Raw genomic sequence first — 16842 nt, 5'->3', positions numbered from 1 at the left:
AACCCATATGTCTTACTATAGAGAAAAAGGAGGCTGCGGAGATTGAACGTACTCGAGAAAAAAGTTACCTGGCTGGAATTGTTTTATGATCTGATCTTCGTGGCGGCGGTGGCGACGACAACCCATGTGCTGACGCATCCGGAGCACGGTGTCGTACCTGTGGAATCGCTGTTTAAGTATGTATTAATGTTTGTCCCGGTATGGTGGGCCTGGGTCGGCCAGACGCTGTTCATCAACCGGTTCGGGGAGGATTTGCTGCACCAGCGCTTATTTATGATGATCCAGATGATCTTCGTCCTGCTGATGACGTCCAGCTTATCCGAGAATTTCGACCCGTATTATTACACCTTTCTGATCGGCTATATCAGTTTGCGGACCTTAACGGCCCTGCAATATCTCTTCGTGCGAAGCAAAGAAACCGGGGCACGCAGGAGTATCGCTCACTTCCTGGGCACCCGGTTTTGGATCGGCATTATCATCTCGGCTTGTTCGGTTTTCTTTGAATCCTGGGTTCGGTACGCCATACTGTACAGCGGGATTGTAGTGGACATCATTATTCCGCTGCTGGGCCGGAAGGTTCTTGCGAAAATGCCAGTCAATACAGCCCATTTGCTGGAACGGTTCGCCTTGCTGACCCTTATCCTGTTCGGAGAAATGATTGTCAGCACGTTGGCTGTCCTGAAGCCTCAAAATGGAGACTGGAACTCGATCGCCTACTCGGTCGCTGCCTTTGTTCTGATCTTGTCGATGTGGTGGCAGTACTTTGACAGCGTAGAAAAGAAAACGAATAAGAGCCTCGACACGGTCGGCCACGCCATTATCTACGGGCATCTGTTTATCCTGATGTCGCTCAGCATGATGGCGGCAGCGATTAAACTGCTGTTTTTGGGCGAAGTTACCTACTCATTCGGGCTGATTGCTATCTATGGCGCCGCATTTCTCTTTTTTGCCGTCACTGCCTTGATCTTTCATCCGTACCGATTTGAGGAACAGCGTCTCCGCAAAACACAAATACTGGCACTAACCGTGCTGCTGCTCAGCCTGTTTGTACTTCAACTCCTTGTGCCTGTACCGAATTTAGCCGTGCTGGGCGGACTTGCGGGCTTCTTCATCGTGTATGCCTGGCTGACTACCAAGTGATGCACCTGCCGTTATGCAGTGTCAGGCTCTTTCGGCCATCCGCGCCCGTTCCCTGAGCAGCAGCCCGAACGTATCCACCACATCGACGCGAAAAGACGATCCTTTCAGCTTCTCGATCTCCCGGTAGGCATCCTCTTCGGAAATCGCCTGCCGGTACGATCTTGGCGTAATCATCGCCAGAAACACCTCCACCAGGCCCAGCATCTGAGACAGCACCGGAATCTGATCTCCTGTCAGCTGGTACGGATAGCCTGTACCGTCCACTTTTTCATGATGATGCAGGAATACCGTCTGAACATGGTGAAAATCCGGGATATCCTCGCACAATTCTTTGGCCATATAACAATGTTCTTGTACCACTTCGAACTCAAACTCCGACAGCTTGCCCTCTTTTTCAAACATGTAGTCCGGGAGCTTTACTCTGCTCACAAAATGCAGCAGCGACAACAAATCGATTTCCCAATCCTCTGCTGCAATGCCGCCATGCCTTTGGGCCAGCTCCTTCAGCAGAATGCTCATCTCGGTAATCTCCTTGCGGGAAGTCTGCGTCTTACGCTCCCCTACCGGGATAAAGCATTGAAGAAGATGGATCACCTGCTGTTTTTGCTGTGCCAGAAATTCGGCCTCCTGCCGGCTCGCCCGCTGCATGAACGCATAAACAATGATAGAGCCCAAGCCCATCATCCCCGACGCGAACAGCACTCTAGTGACAGCTTGGCGGACTGCCTCCTCCGCAATCAGGGTTCCGTAAGAAGCATCGTACAGGTTAAACGCCAGAAAATAAACGCTGAACAGCGCGCAGCTGCGAAGATAAGGTTTCATATTCAAAAGAACGCTGACAAGGACGGGGTACATGATAACGACCATCCATACATGTTCCTTCGGCAGCGGACTATAGAAGGAGAGGGAGGCAATCATCAGAAAAATGATCCATGCCGAAATTCGGCTGGAGTTCTTGATATTTCTGGATAAGGCCCAGTGCAGTCCGTACAAGCCCGCGGTGACCACGAGGACGACGAGCGAAGCCATAAACAGGTTCCAATTTTCCCGGGTGTCCTCCCCAAGCCAATAGATGAGACAGGCCATAGCGCTTCCGGCGCTGACCAAGGCAATCAAGGCAAGAACTAAATGAGGAACCGGCAGCGATTCATTACGTTCCGTTTTCAAAATACCCCTCCTAAGCCTGTATCCCCGCAAAACCCGGTATACACGGACCGGCCGCTCATGACGCTCCGCACCGTGCCCAGAATGACCTCCGGGTCGGTATCTTTGCTCAGGTATCCGTCTACGCCGGCGCTTTTTGCTTTATAAATATCTTCACTCTCGTCCAAAGCGGTCAATATGATCACTTTGATATCCGGGTACATCCTTTTCAGCTGTCTTGTTCCCTCGATCATAGAGCAGCCCGGCATTTTCAGATCGGTTAATACCAGCTCGGGCTTCAGCATAATAGACTGATCCATCGCATCATTCCCGTCAACGGCTTCTCCCACAATGCTGAAGTCCGGACACCCGCTTAACAGCATGCGCAGCCCTTGCCTTGCCATGGCATGATCATCCGCAATTACGACTCTATACATAGGCCAGGCTCCTTTCTCTAGGGATATATGCCGTTATGGTAGTTCCTTCCGAGGGAACCGACTGGAACGAGATGACCCCGTTCAATCCTTTCACCCGGTTCTCCATCCCGGTCAGCCCATGTTTGCCGGGCAGGTGAAGGCTGTCCGGATCCATCCCCACCCCGTTATCCTTGACGGTAACGGACCATTGGACGCTGGTCACCTCGATCCGCACATGCAGCCGTGTAGCCTTGGCGTGCTTGATCACATTGTTAGCGGCTTCCTCCACCAGATGATAGATCGCCTCTTCTATGTCCAGCAGCTCGCCAGGCACCCACCCGATTTTCTCAAATACCGGAACCACACCCGATTGCGCCGTGAGCCTTTGAAGCAGGTTCCCGATAGCGTGGTCCAAATGAAATGCCCGCTTCTCATCTTTCAGCTCCATTATGAAGTTACGGATTCCCTTGTGGCTCTCTTTCACCTTCTTCTCGACGTCGGCAACCAGCGGAAGCGCGTCCTGCGGGGAAGGCCCGGCCAACTGGGTGCGAAGCTGAAACAGCTGGATCGAGATGAAGAATAATTCTTGCGCTATCCCGTCATGAATGTTTTGGGCAATCTGGCTTCGTTCCGCCGCCAGAGCGTGCTCTTGGGCCTTGCGCGTCTCCGTTTCACGGTCCAGGGCACCTTCCAGCCTGACCAGGGACAGACGCACATACATCTTTTGAAGAAGAGTAAGCTCCTCCCGCTCCGCTTTTACCAACACCCAGCCGTATAAGCTGCCCGATTGATCCGTAAAAGGCTGCACATAAAACAAATGTTCTTCACCGGTTAGCGAATGAATGGCTGTATAGCTGCTGCGGACCGAATAAGGCTGCCTGGAGAGATAGTTGGCGTAGTAATTGTGCTCCCAACTCTGTTCCAATTCGGGACTGGAGGACGGCAGCACACAGATCCTGACCTCAGTACGGTCCAGTATTCTGGCCAGTAATCGTTCCAGGTAGGGAACCCGCTCCCGCAGGGAGGGCCCGGGCACACGGGAAGATGCATATAACATCACCAGCTTTCTGAGCTGTTTCACTGCATGCACGGTGACAAGATGGACAGCCCCCGCGACGCAAAAAAATATCAGAACATACAGCCCGAATGCCGCATGTTCCTTTAGCAGACTCATCAGGGAGATGCCGTCCATCAAAGCAAACACTGCCGCTGCCAATACGAAATACACCCAAACCAGCGGGTAATAGTTTCTCCAGCTCAAATACGCTTTGGCCGCTAACAAATCCGCAAAACAGTAGAACAGAAACGGACTGCTGAGCCCTCCGGTAGACCGGAGCAGCACCAAATGAAAGCTCATATAACCGGCAAGCCAGACGCCAGCCCTCCAGCCCCGCACCCGTTTCCACAGCAGCACACTGTATACCGCCTGCAGGCTTACAGTCAGCAGGACCAGCTCCGCCATTCGCATGTTTTCACCTCGATAGTCCAAAAGACCCATCAGCAAAAACAGCAGCCGCACCCCGATTGTGATATAAATTACAAAAAGTTTATCCTTCATGATGTGCTTTCCCCTAAGTTTCAGTAGTCAAACAGGAAATAATGTAATACAATGGAAATATGAGAATTAGTTTTTGGGACTTGAGAACTACATTGTAACACGAAAATAGAATCAGGAGGAATAAATTGTATGTTGAGCATGATCATACTTGATGACCATCCGCTCGTACGTCAAGGCATCCGCCTGGTCGTTTCCATGAATCCGGGAATCTTAGTGGCAGGCGAAGCTTCCACTCCAACGGAGGCGCTGGCTCTCATGAAGGAGAAGCAGCCGGATTTGGTCCTTGTCGATTTAAATTTGGGACAGGCGAACGGACTTCAATTTATCCAGGACGCGAAACAAGCGGGGTTCCTTTGCAAGTTTATGATTCTTACCTCCTCAGCGAGCCACAGTGAACTCGCTCTGGCCCAATCTTTGCAGGTGGAGGGGTTTTGCCTCAAAGAGGCTTTGCCGGAAGATCTAATGTATGCCATCGACGTGATTTCCCGGGGCCGAAAGTACTACGACCCGGTGTTTATGGACTCCCTTCTGGATCCGAAACAGCCTCAGGAAGATGCCGGTTTTTCTGAACTCACGCCGAAGGAGATGGAAGTACTTATGGCGCTGGGCAGAGGATTATCCAACAAGGAAATTGCCTCCGAGCAGTTTATTACAGAGTTTACCGTCAAGAAGCACGTCAGCCAGATTCTACTGAAACTGAACGTAGCCGACCGTACAAAGGCAGCCTTGTTTGCTTCCTCCAAAGGTCTCGTCCAGTTTGAGATGAAGGCAGCTTGTACATAGTAAAGATCCGAGGGGATGCTTTCCCACTCGGATCTTCTTTTGTTGCAGCCCTAGAGTTCCAGCGGTTTTGCGATCCTGTGCATCGGCCAAAGCGAAACGACGGCATAGCCTTTGACGTCGCTCGTAAGAATCTGGCCTAGCCCGGGATCCCGGCTGTCCAAGCTCGCTCCTGGGCTGCGGTTGTCTCCCGCAACAAAGATATGCCCCGGATCAACAGTCACTTCATCCATATCCTGCGATTGGCCCAGCGTGTACAGCTCGGCTAGCGGATTCCCGTTTACGTAGACCACTCCGCCCCTGATCGCCACCTTGTCGCCGCCAACCGCAATTACGCGTTTTATGATGCTGAAGTCCATCCGCTCATCCTTGATGGTAACTACGTCGCCGTATTTAGGCTCACTGAACAGCAGGGAGAGCTTGTTGATCAGCATAATATTGCCGTTTTGCAGCGTAGGATTCATGGAATTGCCGGACACTTTCGTCAGGCCTGCCAGGTTGTGGATGATAAGAAAAGCCGCGCCGATGATCAGCAAAAATCTAATCCAGCCCCATACTTCGCTTTTTACGGAGGGTTTAGAACTTCTTGCTGTGATCACGTCAGCTGGTTGCTCCGTCAAGGTTCTACTCTCCATATACATCCCCGGTAACACCCGGTTGCACCTGCTCAGCCGGCAGCGAAGGAGTAAACGTTAAGGCCGGAGGATCGTAACTGTCCATAAGCGAATCCATAGCCTGTTGTGCACTGGTTTCGATGGCGTTGAGCTTATCCAGAAGCTGCTGTTTATCCTGTTCGTTGGAAACGGAAGCCTGTTCCAGCAAGGCCGCTGCATATTGCCGAATAGCCTCGATGCGCAGCTTGGTCTGCTCCTCCGTAAAAGCGTCCATTTCCTTGGAGGACTGCTCAAGTCGGCTCTGCAGTTCTGTCTTTAACATTTCCTTCTGAATCTCGGTTTCAGACTTCACGGCTTGCTCCAAGCTCTCGATCGAGATTTCGGCTTTCTTGTTGTACCAAGACAGCAGCGAACCCGCAATGTCGATATCCGCATAGGAAACGCCTGTAACCGCAGCGATGGAAATAGTTAAAGATACAAGTCCAGCGGCGACTTTGGATTTTGACAATAAAGGCTTTTTACCTCTTCTAACCATAAGGGACCTCTCCTTTACCGCAAAATTATTCCGGGAGACCTGGGACAGGCCTCCCGGCTGAATTTACTTGAATTAGTTGTTGATTCCGTTCACTACCGCGTTCAGCGCGTCGATTGCTTCAGCTTGAAGCTGGTCGCTTTTTGCAACGATTCTGCCTTGGGCTGCTGCAGTCAGTTGCGCTGTCAGAGCTTCCAAAGTTGCTTTCAGCTCGCTGATTTTGCTGTCCAGGTTAGCGTTGATTTCGTTAGTCGCGTTCGCTTTGCCTTGTTCTACAAGACCGTTCAACTCAGCTTTAACAGCAGCGATCTTTGCTTGCAGAGCAGCAACTGCTTCGCTTTGTGTTTTTGTTGCAGCTTCGTTAAGTCTTGTTGTGTAAACGCCTTCGTGGTTTTTAACCGCGTTCGCGATGGATTTCTCAGAAGCTGTTCCGATAACGGCAAGATCTGAGTTCGTTTTTGCGTTAATACCGCTTACGAAGCTGTTGTATTCTGCTTGCATAGAACCTTGGATCGAGGAGTTTGTGCTGTCGATTTGGCCTAGGTAAGTGTTCAGCTGGCCGTTCACGTTGTTGTTTAGACGAGTTACTTCAGCTCTGCCGGTGTCTCTGATATTTTCACGAGCTGTGTTAATTGTGTTGTTAACCGAAGTGTTCAGCTTTGCCGTCTCAGCGTTGTAGTAGCTGTTGAAGTTTCCTGTAACCAGTGCTTTTGCTGCATTAGCTGTTGCCGTGTACCAGTTTTGCAGTTGTGTTCCTGCATTCGGGTTTACCGCCGCATAAGCCGTACCCATAGTCGCTACCATACTTACTGCCAATACCCCTGCCGCTACTTTGCTTTTCATAAATTTCATCTTCATCAATCTCCTTTTATTTGGTTTTCATTGCATCCTGAATCGTACTTTCGATAAGCTGCTGTAACTCTTCATCGATTTGCTTGTCCGCTTCGGTTATGTATCCGTCGAATAATTGCTGGCCGGATTCTGAGGCGATCTTTCTTTTCTGCTGTTCCAGTTGCTCCAGATACGCTTGGTTCCTGGACTTGATGGCTTGTGTCGTATCCAACGTTTCCTTGACGGCGCTGTACCCGGCATCGACTCCGGCTTTCAGAACCAGCTGTGCCGTTTTTAGCTGCAGTACCAAGTAAGCTTTGGGAAGTTCATTGCGTTCCACTTTACGTTGGATTTCCTTTTTGGACTGGTCCTTCGTCAGCTTGTACCATCCCTTCACCAAGGTGCCGGCGTCGGATTGTGCATAGGCGCTTCCAATTGCTAGAGCAGCGGATATCCCCAACGAGGCGGCAATAAACTTGAATTTAGTGCGTTTCATTGTGACCTCCTTTGTACTAGCCTTGCTTGTTGACTTAAGTATACTTCGCCCGAATTCATTCCGCGTCAGCCGGAAGTGTACTAATGATCTTTCTACTTTAGAGGCGGGGATGGTATACTTTCGTACCATAACGATGGCAGCGGCTTACGGCCGTCACATAAAAAAAGGCACCGCAGAGGGTGCCTTCTAACTAGTACTAGTGTTATCTGAGATTAAGCCAAAGCATCGGGATACCGAGCCCGATGATCCATAACATGGGGATGAAGTTCAGCAGCAGGGCAGCCCGCCTCTTCCGCACTCTAAGCATCCAAGCGGCAATGGAGCATAGGATCACCGCGACTGGAAAAAGGCCAATGATCGTCACAAAGGCGACGGCCTGCCAATGAAACCCGCTGTCAAAACCCATGAAAGATAAACCAAAGACACCCATCCAGGGTACCAGGCACAGCACGTAGAATGCCTGGGTGATGATAAAGATTCGCTTCATAAAGATCACCTGCTTTCAAGCTTTTCATTTTATGGTTATTTTACTAGTAACCATATATGGAAGCCATTAAGCATGTCGGAAAAGAGCCTTTCCTGCCCTTCTTTAAGAGAACTTGCCTGCAGCGCAAGTTACCTGCCTTTAGCAGGAGCGTCTCTCCCTTTAGCGGGGGGCTTTTTAGCCTTGGTGCATTTCAGGCAATACTGCCGCCCGTAGGCTTTGCCAAAGGAGACGATCTTCCGGATGCTGCTCTGGTCCGCCAGCTTTGTAAAGGGACAAGGGTCCGGCCGGGTGTTGACCTCCAGAATCCAAGGTATCCCGTTCCGGTCTACGGCGACATCCAGCCCCAACTCCTTCATGGCCGGATAAGCCCGGCCGAATTGCACTGCAGTAAGCCAAGCCAGCTTCTCCATGCTCCGCTTTGCCCGCTCCGCACCCGGCTTCGTCTTTATCAATTCCTCTAACCCGTAAATGGTCCCCCCTTGGCTTCCGTTCGTCACGGCTTTGCCGGGATGGGCCACCCTGCCCGCGATTCCCGTAGCCTCCCACTTGCCGGAAGGATTCTTCTGAATCATGACCCGGAAATCAAACGGCCGCCCTTTGCGCGTCAAGACATGAATTCCTCTCTGAACCAGATACGGCCTTAAAGAGGTATACCGCTGTATAGAGCGGTTCATTCCCTCGAAAGTCCGGAAAGACCGGGTAACTAGTCCGCGCTGATACCGGTATAAGCTTCCCTGCTTCTCCACTTTCATAACGCCAATCCCCAGAGACCCCGTATCAGGCTTTACATAGACCATACCAGTCCGGTCCAGCATCTGTTTCAGGCGAACGGAAGTAAGCGGATAAGTCTCGGGCACATGCCTGGCTAGTTCGGGGTCCCGGAGCAGAATCCGGGTCTTTTCCATTTTGCTCGAAACGGCGTTCCGGCCGGTGTTCAAGGGGATCCCCTCCATTTTTTTCATACATCATACGGCGCGGCAGCCGCGCGGGTGAAGACGCAAGCGCGCCGGCAAAAATTTATCACTCCGCTCGAACCCTAGGCAAGCTTCAGGCATAACGTGATAGGAGACTAAGAATAAGCCTTCAAAACCTGGGGACAACCCAACCGGAGGGGATAAACATATGCCGGCAAGGCACGTAGAGCACTGGAATTCGGTTATAAACCGCATGGCTTCCTGCCTCCCGTGGTACCAGCCTTGGCTTCTTCGTGCCGCGCAGGGTGCGTCGGCCGGGGAGGGCGGCTTGAGCGGACTGCCTTTGATTACTGCTGATGTACTGGAAGAGCATTATTATTCCGAAATCAACTTGCTGCATAAGCGCAATGATTTATACCGTTACCTTACTTCGGGAACGAGCTCTGGACGCCGCAAGGCCATCTATTATACGGAAGCCGACGAAGAGAACTATCTTAGGATTAAGCTGGACGTATTCCGCACCATCCTGGGGGAGGGCGTCTATCGTACGGCTTTGGCGGATATGGGCACGGGCCATGCTGAGGCGACGGCTTTGGATGTTTTTCGCCGCTTGGGGATGAAAGCGGAATCGGTTTCCTTCCGGCTGCCCGTGGAACAGCATCTGGAAAGGCTTGCCGAAGTGCGGCCGGAGGTTCTGTACACGATGCCGTCTATTTTAAACAGATTGCTGATGGAATCTCCGGACCCTTCCGCCTACGGGATCCGCCATGTGGTGTTGGTAGGGGAGATTGCACCGCCCTTATGGATACAGGCCGCAGCAGAACGGCTTGGAATCGGTGCGGACCAAATCACGGATACCTATGGTTCCATTGAGATCGGCACGATCGCTTATTTTTCCCATGAACATGGAAGGTATCTGTTTGCGGAAGGAATTCATGCTGAAGGCGTACAGCCGGAAGAGATTCATCCTGAGTTGGAGCCGCTGGTTCACCCCGACGAGCAGGTACTGGTGCTGACCTCGAGAGTGAGAGAAGCCTTCCCCGCTCTGCGTTATGTGACCTATGATATCGTGCGCGACCTGCGGCCGGTAACGGTCGGCGGGGAAGAAAGGCAAAGCTTTCAAAGCATCGTCCGGCGGATCGGACCGGATTTGAAGCATGGCGAAAAGATCAGCGTTTACGATATCGAAAATGTGGTCTACCGCCATCTGACCGATGCAGGCGTCAGGATCAAAGTAACCGGAAACGCCCTTCACGTCCTTGTCTATTCCAATAACGTCCCAGGAAAAGTGCTGGAGGCCATCCGGCTTGATTTGGAACGGCACATACCGGAAATCGGCCATATGATCTCGGCGGGGATTTTGGAACGGATGGAAGTCACTCAAGGGGAACGGGAACAGTCATACGACCGGTTTTCGATTAAAAATAAGAAAATAATCTACGAGTAGAGAAGGGATTCCATGAATTTGGAAGGCGGAATCGCCGATGCGATCGGCCGCACCCCGATGGTTCCCCTGCAGCGGATGTTTGAAGGTATGCCCGTACAGGTTTATGGGAAGCTGGAGTGGATGAATCCGGGGGGAAGCTCGAAGGACAGACCCGCCTTGTTTATGCTCCGGGAAGCCATCCGCCGCGGGGAGATCACGGAGGAGACTGTGATCGTCGAATCCAGTTCGGGAAATTTGGCAATCAGTCTGGCACAGCTGTGCTGTATGCTGGGACTTCGTTTCATTTGTGTGGTGGACCCTCGTACAACGGAGTCTCATAAACAGATTATCCGGACGCTTGGCGGGGAAATCGATCTGGTTACGGAAACGGACCCGGCAACGGGCGAGTTCCTGCCCGCGCGGATCCGCAGGGTACAAGAACTGTTATCGGAACTGCCGTCAGCCTTCTGGACCAACCAATACGGGAATCCAGATAACTATAAGGCCCATGCTGAGACTACGATGAGGGAAATCGCGGCGCAGCTGGCAAGCGTGGATTATCTATTCTGCGGAGTGAGCTCCTGCGGAACGATCCGGGGCTGCCAGGAGTATATCAGCAGCTTAGATATGAATACGAAAGTGATTGCGGTGGATGCGTTCGGCAGCGTTATTTTCGGCGGTTCGAAGGCCTCCCGCAAGCTGCCTGGATTGGGTGCCGGCATTCGACCGGGGCAGTATCGGGATAATGTTGCGGATCAGGTCATTTACGTGAGCGATATCGATTGTATCAAAGCCTGCAGGGACCTGGTTCGGACGGAAGGCATTCTTGCAGGCGCCTCCTCCGGAGGAGTGCTGGCAGCGGTCCGCAAAGCCGCCGGCACGCTTCCCCCAGGTTCCGTATGCGCCGCCATTCTGCCGGACCGGGGCGAGCGCTACTTATCCACTGTGTATAACAAGGAATGGGTGCTCCATGAACTGGGTGTGGATATGTGAATAAGCCGAAAGGAGTTTCCTTATGATTTATTTGCATGACGGCCATATCAGGGACATCGGTATCAATTGGCATGAGTTGACCTATGTGGTTGAGAGCACATTGCGGAGTAGCGCTGCCGGCAACTGCGTTCATCCTTTGAAGCCGTATTTGCGTTACGGGGACCGTGCCAACCGCATCATTGCGATGCCGGCTTATGTCGGAGAACCCCTGCATCTGGCGGGCATCAAATGGATTGCCAGCTTTCCCGGCAACCATGCCTTGGGCCTCCCGCGGGCTCATAATACGCTGTTGTTGAACGATGCCTCTACCGGAAAGCCGACTGCTTTCTTCCAGAGCGGCCTGCTCAACTGTCTTCGTACGGCAGCCGTCAGCGGAGTCATGACCACCGCCTTTCTGAAGGCGAGGCCGCTGGAGAAGCTGCGAGTCGGCATCATCGGCTGGGGCCCTATTGGCCGCGCGCACTTGGAGATGTTCATCGGCCTGTTCGAAGACCGCCTGGACCAGGTCATGATATACGACTTGAAGCCCGTTGCTGCCGAGTCCATACCGGAATCCGTGCGCAGTATCACTTTGATCGCTGACTACTGGCAGTCCGTTTATAGAGAGTCGGCTATTTGCGCTACTTGCACCGTTTCTCCTGAGCGTTATATTGATCAGGCACCGCCGCGGGGCTCCCTCCTTCTGAACGTGTCGCTGCGGGATTACCTGCCGGAAAGCGTCTCTTCTTTGAAAGCGGTCGTTGTAGACGACTGGCAGGAAATCTGCCGTGAAAATACAGATATCGAGCAGCTTCATCTGACTTGCGGCTTGCGGGAGGAAGATGCGATTCTGCTGGAGGATGTTGTCTGCGGTTCAGGCTTGGCAGACTATGCCTCATCAGACGAACCGGTCTTCTTCAATCCGATGGGCTTGGCGGTGTTCGATATTGCGATTGCCGGGCATTATCTTCAGGAAGCAGTGCGGCTCGGCGCGGGTGTGGTATTAGAGGACGGGTAACTCTGCAACAGAGTATGGGTTGTCCCCTGCACAACAAAAAAAAAGGGAGCCCCCATCCGGGACTCCCTCACATACGAATTGTTATGCAGCAACGTCTCTGCGGGTAAACACAAGCCATGACGTCAGATTAAACACGATGAAATACGCGCTGAGCACAAGAACGGAGAACGTCGTGGTCATCCCCTCCTGGTACGGCCTTTCGCCCAGGGACAGCCCCAAGTTCGAGAACAGCAGATATTTGCTCCACTCATAAGGCTGTAACAAATCCATCATCAGTGCGCCTGCAAACAAAGCGAAAATGGACAAGCCGATGGCCAAGGCACTGCTGCGGAATGCCGATGAGATCATGAACGCCATTGTGACGAACATGACAGTAGAAACACAGTTGATTAAATAGGATTCCCATAGGTTGGCGACCATATTCTTCTCGATGACCTGCCCTTCGGCGCCGATCTCCAATAACGGTAAATTCATATGACCGAACTGATAGAGGATTCCATTGAACAATACCGATACCGCAAATAAAATGACGAGCAGCAAAATACCGAACATCAGCATGGATAAATACTTGGATATCAGAATCTTCAGCCGGCTGGCCGGACGGATCAGGAGCAGCTTGATCGTGCCTCCTGTGAATTCCCCTGCCATGCTGTCCCCCGCCACAATGACGGTAAACAAGGTTATGAGTACAATCAGCTCCGCGGAATTGTTAATCCCGTCCCACATCGTCCCGTCCTCGGAACGGATATCGTTGTCCAGCCTGTACGAGTTTAGTTTCACCTGCTCTTCAAAATATGCCTTGGTTTCCGGATCCAGATCAGGGTCGGCCAACGCTTTTTGATATTTCCTTGTATCTTCCTGCACCTGCTGCTTCCAGCCATCCCCTTTTGCTTCCTTGCCGTCATAATACCAGTCCATGAAGCTTGCCAAAATAACAACGACGATCATCAGGCCCATCATGGTCCATGTGCGCCAGCGGCGGTACAGCTTCATATTCTCATTCAAAATCAGGTTAACCAACCTGAACACCCCCTGTCATTTCCAGGAACCGGTCTTCGAGAGACTGCCGGACTTCCTGCACACCATAGATAGGGACATCTCTGCGCATTAATTCGTAAAGAATGGCGGGAATATGATCCCTCTCCGTAATGAGTTCCACTCCTCCCGGAACTAAGGTAACGGAACTGACCGCTTCCATGCCCGAGAGCATAGCCACGTGCTTGTCTTCGAGCACAGCTTCGATCCTGTACCTTTGTTCCCCGCCGTCCGAACCGATAAAATCTTCAATCCGCTTCACATCGACCAGTTTCCCTTGCTGAAGGATGGCAACCCTGTCGCACATCAGCTCCATCTCAGAAAGCAAATGACTGGATACGATAACACTGATTCCTTCTTCTCTGGTCAAGTGCCGCAAATAGTCCCGGAGCTCCCGGATCCCGGCAGGATCCAGCCCGTTGGTAGGTTCATCCAGAATAAGGAGAGACGGTCTGTGAAGCAGCGCCTGTGCTACGCCTAACCGCTGGCGCATGCCAAGCGAATACTTTCTGACCTTGTCATGTATCCGGTCTTCCAGTTTTACCAATTTAATGACTTCCTCGATCCGTTCCTTCGTAACCCCCGGCACCATACGCGCATAATGAATCAGATTATGATACCCGCTCAGGAATTTATACATTTCCGGGTTCTCCACAATCGCCCCTACATGCCTGATCGCCTGTTCAAACTCGGTAGCAATGCTTTTGCCCATAATCCGGACCTCTCCTTTGGATATGGACATCAGGCCAACCATCATCCGGATGGTGGTCGTTTTACCGGCCCCGTTCGGCCCTAAGAATCCGAATACTTCCCCCTTATGCACTTCAAAAGACACATTGTCGATAATCGTTGCGCGCCCGATCTGCTTCGTCACATTTCGCAGACTGACTATGGCTTGTTCGCTCATGTACATCCCCCTTAATAAATAGACTTCTTATTTGTGCTGAATGATGATATCGGCCGAATCGGCCTTTACATCCGCCTTCCAGGCGCCCTCACCGATGATGCCTTTTATCCGTTCCGTATACTCCCCGTCGCGGTCCGTAACCATTGGCAGTGGAAGATGGGTCAGGATCCGCCCGTTAGTTGCAGCGGCATCCAATCGGTAGCCTTCTTTCTCAGGAATCAAAAGCCTGATTTCCCCTGTTTTTGCGAGTAATTGCAGATCTCCAAGTACGTTTGCTGCCTGAATCGCCGTTTCCCTGCCTTGGAGAGCAACAGGTCCCGATATCTCCTCCACTTGAATCGAACCAGCCAGCGTTGTACCGGTTACCCCTCCCTGGATCTTCCGAATCCGGGTCTGGTCGTACTGGTTCTGGAGATGAACTTTGCCTTGAATCTGCTCCGCATTCGTCTGGCCATTGTGGCTGTTCAAGTCGAGATTCCCGACAATGTCCGCTACATAAATATTGCTTAGGGAGGACTCGACAGATATATTCCCTTCTACATCCAAGATCTCCAGCATCCCTCTAGCCAGCTTCACTTTCACATCGCCGCGGGCAGCCTGAACACGAACCGCTCCTCCCTCGTTCTCCACCCGAAGGCTTAATGAATCAGGCAGGTAGAGGGTGTACTCCATGAAGACCCAATCGGAATGAATCGGCTTGCCGGCGGACAGGGCCCGGAACATCAGTTTCCCGTCCTTGGTTTCCGCTTGAACCGTGATCCGGTTAAGTTCTGCGGCAAGTTTCTCTTTCGAGGAGCCGGAAACCTTCACGTTGTATTCCAGCCGGATTTTCTCGCCTCCAGCGCGCTGTATGGACATGTTCACGCCGATGCCGGTCAGCAGCACTTCTTCAATCCCCTGTCGGTCCATCTCCACTTGACGCTGCTCTTCCGCGGTTTCACCATGCAGAGTTTGTTCATGAGCTTCGGTCCGCTGCACATTCACAAACTGCTCCGAGAACATTTCCAACATCTCTTCCTTCCGGATGGAAGCATCCAAAATCATAAGCACGAACAAAATGACGACAGAGGAGAGAAGAACGGTTCTTTTTTTGCGAAAAGACATCTTCACACCTCCACTTCTTTCTCGAAAATATATCCGTTTAATGCCAGCAGCCCTGCACTAATGAGCAGCAATACGGCAAACGGTCCGGGATGCAGATAAATGACCTCGGTATCGTTCCCGCCGTAAATCAGTTCCGGAGCCCATAGCAGCAAATCAGACAGGACAGGGCTGATCCGCAGCACAAGCCACAAAGTTCCGAAACACGCGCAGGTCATAACCAGCCATTTGAATTTTGCCGTAAGCTGCCCGCAGAGAAAGGTAAACTGGACCAAAAGAAGCAGGAACAAGGTTACCAGACAGTAAATCCAAAACGTGTTGAGAGCTATATTGAATAACGATGGGAACAGCGGCGGTAATTCTTCGGGCCCGATGACCTCTTCCCAGGCTACTTTCAACAGAACCAGGGCAAAGCTTACGCCGATCCAGAGCGAGGATGCCAGCAGCAGGGCAAAGACCGCCGCCAGTTTGGCCGTCAGCACCTTCCATCCGCGTATGGGAAGGGACAGCAGCAAATAAATCGAGTTGGTCCGCCACTCCGTATGCAGCTGATAGTACCCCGTTCCAATGGCCATAGCGGATACGAAGAGAAACGGCATGAACAGCGATACTACGATAAGCACCTCTTCGTCCAGATACGCCCTTTTATATAAAAGAATCAGATGCAGCAGCAGCACTACGGCACAAAACACTCCATACAAAGGAGCAAGACTTCTGATTTCCTTCTTCCATAAATTACTGAACCCCATTTAACCGTACACCTTCTCCCATATTTTCTCTAAGGAGCAACCATATTCTGAGCGGAGGTTCTCCGCCGTATCGAAGATCCGGACTCGGCCTTGCTGCAGGAAGATCACTTCGTCAAACATGGGCTCGGACTCATTCACCGAGTGCGTGGACAGCACGATCGTCTGCTCATCGGACTGAAATTCCTGCAGAATCAGGCGGATGATCTTCGCACGGGATGAGGGATCGATCCCGGAGAACGGCTCATCCAGCAGCACCAGCGGAACATTGCGCGACAAGGCGGCAATCAACTTCAGCCGGGCCCGCATGCCTTTGGACAGGTTCCGGACTTTCTGATTCCCGTCCAGTTCCATCGCCGCAAGCATGGAAGCCGCCTTCTCTTCCTGCCAATCCGTATAAAAATTGGAGATATAGGCTAACGTCTGCTTTACCGTCATCCATCCGTACAGATGATCGATTTCCGGCAAATAAGCCACGTGCTGCTTATTGCGCACATCCGGTTCCCTGCCGTTCACAAGAATGCTTCCGGATGTAGGATAGACCAGGCCTGCCATCATTTTGAGCAGCGTAGATTTGCCGCTTCCGTTAGGTCCGAGCAGCCCGATAATGCGGCCCCTTTGGACGGTGAGATCAATTCCCCGCAAAGCGTGCTTGAGTATATATTTCTTATGGATCCCTTTCAGCTCAACCACATTTTCATGCGAAGCAGTATGTAGATTCTCCAT

The 16842-nt window shown here is 51.9% G+C and carries 19 protein-coding genes; 5 read left to right on the top strand and 14 right to left on the bottom strand.

Annotated features, from left to right (window positions below; genetic code table 11):
• Nucleotides 1-42: 42 nt before the first annotated feature.
• Nucleotides 43-1140: a low temperature requirement protein A gene (locus tag ACFSUF_RS23305; RefSeq protein ID WP_377607129.1), complete on the top strand. Its 1098-nt coding sequence runs from the start codon at nt 43-45 to the stop codon at nt 1138-1140.
• A gap of 21 nt (nt 1141-1161) precedes the next feature.
• Here ACFSUF_RS23305 and ACFSUF_RS23300 read toward each other — a convergent pair whose 3' ends face one another.
• From ACFSUF_RS23300 to ACFSUF_RS23290, 3 genes are read right to left on the bottom strand one after another with little or no spacing between them, the layout of a single operon-like run.
• Entirely contained in the window at nt 1162-2307 is a 1146-nt protein-coding gene (locus ACFSUF_RS23300; RefSeq protein WP_377607127.1) for an HD-GYP domain-containing protein, read from the bottom strand.
• Nucleotides 2304-2720, bottom strand: a complete 417-nt coding sequence (locus ACFSUF_RS23295; RefSeq protein ID WP_377607125.1) for a response regulator — start codon at nt 2718-2720, stop codon at nt 2304-2306. Before ACFSUF_RS23295 ends, ACFSUF_RS23300 begins: the two co-directional genes overlap by 4 nt.
• Nucleotides 2713-4257: a sensor histidine kinase gene (locus tag ACFSUF_RS23290; protein ID WP_377607123.1), complete on the bottom strand. Its 1545-nt coding sequence runs from the start codon at nt 4255-4257 to the stop codon at nt 2713-2715. The genes ACFSUF_RS23295 and ACFSUF_RS23290 overlap by 8 nt, the downstream gene beginning before the upstream one ends.
• Nucleotides 4258-4386: 129 nt before the next feature.
• On the opposite strand from ACFSUF_RS23290, the gene ACFSUF_RS23285 reads away from it, so the two are divergent.
• On the top strand, nt 4387-5040 hold the full coding sequence (locus ACFSUF_RS23285) for a response regulator (protein ID WP_377607121.1): 654 nt from the start codon (nt 4387-4389) through the stop codon (nt 5038-5040).
• 50 nt (nt 5041-5090) lie between these two features.
• Here the strand turns inward: ACFSUF_RS23285 and lepB are convergent, their stop codons facing one another.
• From lepB to ACFSUF_RS23255, 6 genes are all read right to left on the bottom strand, one after another.
• Nucleotides 5091-5657, bottom strand: a complete 567-nt coding sequence (gene lepB / locus ACFSUF_RS23280) for a signal peptidase I (RefSeq protein ID WP_377607119.1) — start codon at nt 5655-5657, stop codon at nt 5091-5093.
• Between the two features lie 4 nt (nt 5658-5661).
• The gene (locus tag ACFSUF_RS23275) at nt 5662-6186 is read right to left on the bottom strand and encodes a hypothetical protein (RefSeq protein WP_377607117.1); all 525 of its coding nucleotides are present in this window, start codon (nt 6184-6186) and stop codon (nt 5662-5664) included.
• Between the two features lie 72 nt (nt 6187-6258).
• Nucleotides 6259-7035 (bottom strand): hypothetical protein, encoded by a 777-nt coding sequence (locus tag ACFSUF_RS23270; protein WP_377607115.1) that lies wholly within the window; start codon nt 7033-7035, stop codon nt 6259-6261.
• 16 nt (nt 7036-7051) lie between these two features.
• Complete coding sequence (locus ACFSUF_RS23265) at nt 7052-7510, bottom strand: hypothetical protein (RefSeq protein WP_377607113.1); 459 nt, start codon at nt 7508-7510, stop codon at nt 7052-7054.
• A 202-nt stretch (nt 7511-7712) separates the two neighbouring features.
• Nucleotides 7713-7997, bottom strand: coding sequence for a hypothetical protein (locus ACFSUF_RS23260; RefSeq protein WP_377607111.1), 285 nt, complete (start codon nt 7995-7997; stop codon nt 7713-7715).
• Between the two features lie 128 nt (nt 7998-8125).
• Nucleotides 8126-8935, bottom strand: coding sequence for a YheC/YheD family protein (locus tag ACFSUF_RS23255; RefSeq protein WP_377607109.1), 810 nt, complete (start codon nt 8933-8935; stop codon nt 8126-8128).
• A gap of 184 nt (nt 8936-9119) precedes the next feature.
• Here ACFSUF_RS23255 and ACFSUF_RS23250 point away from each other — a divergent pair, with 184 nt between their 5' ends.
• From ACFSUF_RS23250 to ACFSUF_RS23240, 3 genes are read left to right on the top strand one after another with little or no spacing between them, the layout of a single operon-like run.
• Nucleotides 9120-10358, top strand: a complete 1239-nt coding sequence (locus tag ACFSUF_RS23250; RefSeq protein ID WP_377607107.1) for a CoF synthetase — start codon at nt 9120-9122, stop codon at nt 10356-10358.
• Nucleotides 10359-10370: 12 nt separating this feature from the next.
• Nucleotides 10371-11330 carry a 2,3-diaminopropionate biosynthesis protein SbnA gene (gene sbnA / locus ACFSUF_RS23245; RefSeq protein ID WP_377607105.1) on the top strand — a complete coding sequence of 320 codons (960 nt, stop codon included), beginning with the start codon at nt 10371-10373 and terminating at the stop codon, nt 11328-11330.
• Between the two features lie 22 nt (nt 11331-11352).
• Complete coding sequence (locus tag ACFSUF_RS23240; protein WP_377607103.1) at nt 11353-12327, top strand: 2,3-diaminopropionate biosynthesis protein SbnB; 975 nt, start codon at nt 11353-11355, stop codon at nt 12325-12327.
• Between the two features lie 81 nt (nt 12328-12408).
• Here the strand turns inward: ACFSUF_RS23240 and ACFSUF_RS23235 are convergent, their stop codons facing one another.
• The 5 genes from ACFSUF_RS23235 to ACFSUF_RS23215 are packed head-to-tail and all read right to left on the bottom strand — an operon-like array spanning nt 12409 to nt 16842.
• Entirely contained in the window at nt 12409-13347 is a 939-nt protein-coding gene (locus ACFSUF_RS23235; protein WP_377607101.1) for an ABC transporter permease, read from the bottom strand.
• On the bottom strand, nt 13340-14269 hold the full coding sequence (locus ACFSUF_RS23230) for an ABC transporter ATP-binding protein (protein ID WP_377607099.1): 930 nt from the start codon (nt 14267-14269) through the stop codon (nt 13340-13342). The genes ACFSUF_RS23235 and ACFSUF_RS23230 overlap by 8 nt, the downstream gene beginning before the upstream one ends.
• Before the next feature lie 27 nt (nt 14270-14296).
• Nucleotides 14297-15373: a DUF4097 family beta strand repeat-containing protein gene (locus ACFSUF_RS23225; RefSeq protein WP_377607097.1), complete on the bottom strand. Its 1077-nt coding sequence runs from the start codon at nt 15371-15373 to the stop codon at nt 14297-14299.
• 2 nt (nt 15374-15375) lie between these two features.
• Nucleotides 15376-16119 (bottom strand): hypothetical protein, encoded by a 744-nt coding sequence (locus tag ACFSUF_RS23220; RefSeq protein WP_377607095.1) that lies wholly within the window; start codon nt 16117-16119, stop codon nt 15376-15378.
• A complete protein-coding gene (locus tag ACFSUF_RS23215; RefSeq protein ID WP_377607093.1) occupies nt 16120-16842 on the bottom strand; it encodes an ABC transporter ATP-binding protein in 723 nt (240 codons plus the stop codon).

This window comes from Paenibacillus gansuensis, assembly GCF_042684925.1.
GTDB classification, from domain to species: Bacteria; Bacillota; Bacilli; order Paenibacillales; family DY6; genus Paenibacillus_N; species Paenibacillus_N gansuensis.
The sequence above is the reverse complement of the archived record's forward strand: the minus strand, read 5'-3'. Positions and strand labels throughout refer to the sequence as shown.

Excerpts from the sequence above, each read along its gene's own strand:
- ACFSUF_RS23215 (WP_377607093.1), bottom strand. The coding sequence starts at position 16,842 with ATGGAGAATCTACATACTGCTTCGCATGAAAATGTGGTTGAGCTGAAA.
- sbnA (WP_377607105.1), top strand. The coding sequence starts at position 10,371 with ATGAATTTGGAAGGCGGAATCGCCGATGCGATCGGCCGCACCCCGATG.
- ACFSUF_RS23295 (WP_377607125.1), bottom strand. The coding sequence starts at position 2,720 with ATGTATAGAGTCGTAATTGCGGATGATCATGCCATGGCAAGGCAAGGG.
- ACFSUF_RS23230 (WP_377607099.1), bottom strand. The coding sequence starts at position 14,269 with ATGAGCGAACAAGCCATAGTCAGTCTGCGAAATGTGACGAAGCAGATC.
- ACFSUF_RS23220 (WP_377607095.1), bottom strand. The coding sequence starts at position 16,119 with ATGGGGTTCAGTAATTTATGGAAGAAGGAAATCAGAAGTCTTGCTCCT.
- ACFSUF_RS23250 (WP_377607107.1), top strand. The coding sequence starts at position 9,120 with ATGCCGGCAAGGCACGTAGAGCACTGGAATTCGGTTATAAACCGCATG.
- ACFSUF_RS23240 (WP_377607103.1), top strand. The coding sequence starts at position 11,353 with ATGATTTATTTGCATGACGGCCATATCAGGGACATCGGTATCAATTGG.
- ACFSUF_RS23265 (WP_377607113.1), bottom strand. The coding sequence starts at position 7,510 with ATGAAACGCACTAAATTCAAGTTTATTGCCGCCTCGTTGGGGATATCC.
- ACFSUF_RS23275 (WP_377607117.1), bottom strand. The coding sequence starts at position 6,186 with ATGGTTAGAAGAGGTAAAAAGCCTTTATTGTCAAAATCCAAAGTCGCC.
- ACFSUF_RS23260 (WP_377607111.1), bottom strand. The coding sequence starts at position 7,997 with ATGAAGCGAATCTTTATCATCACCCAGGCATTCTACGTGCTGTGCCTG.
- ACFSUF_RS23225 (WP_377607097.1), bottom strand. The coding sequence starts at position 15,373 with ATGTCTTTTCGCAAAAAAAGAACCGTTCTTCTCTCCTCTGTCGTCATT.
- ACFSUF_RS23290 (WP_377607123.1), bottom strand. The coding sequence starts at position 4,257 with ATGAAGGATAAACTTTTTGTAATTTATATCACAATCGGGGTGCGGCTG.
- ACFSUF_RS23285 (WP_377607121.1), top strand. The coding sequence starts at position 4,387 with ATGTTGAGCATGATCATACTTGATGACCATCCGCTCGTACGTCAAGGC.
- ACFSUF_RS23270 (WP_377607115.1), bottom strand. The coding sequence starts at position 7,035 with ATGAAATTTATGAAAAGCAAAGTAGCGGCAGGGGTATTGGCAGTAAGT.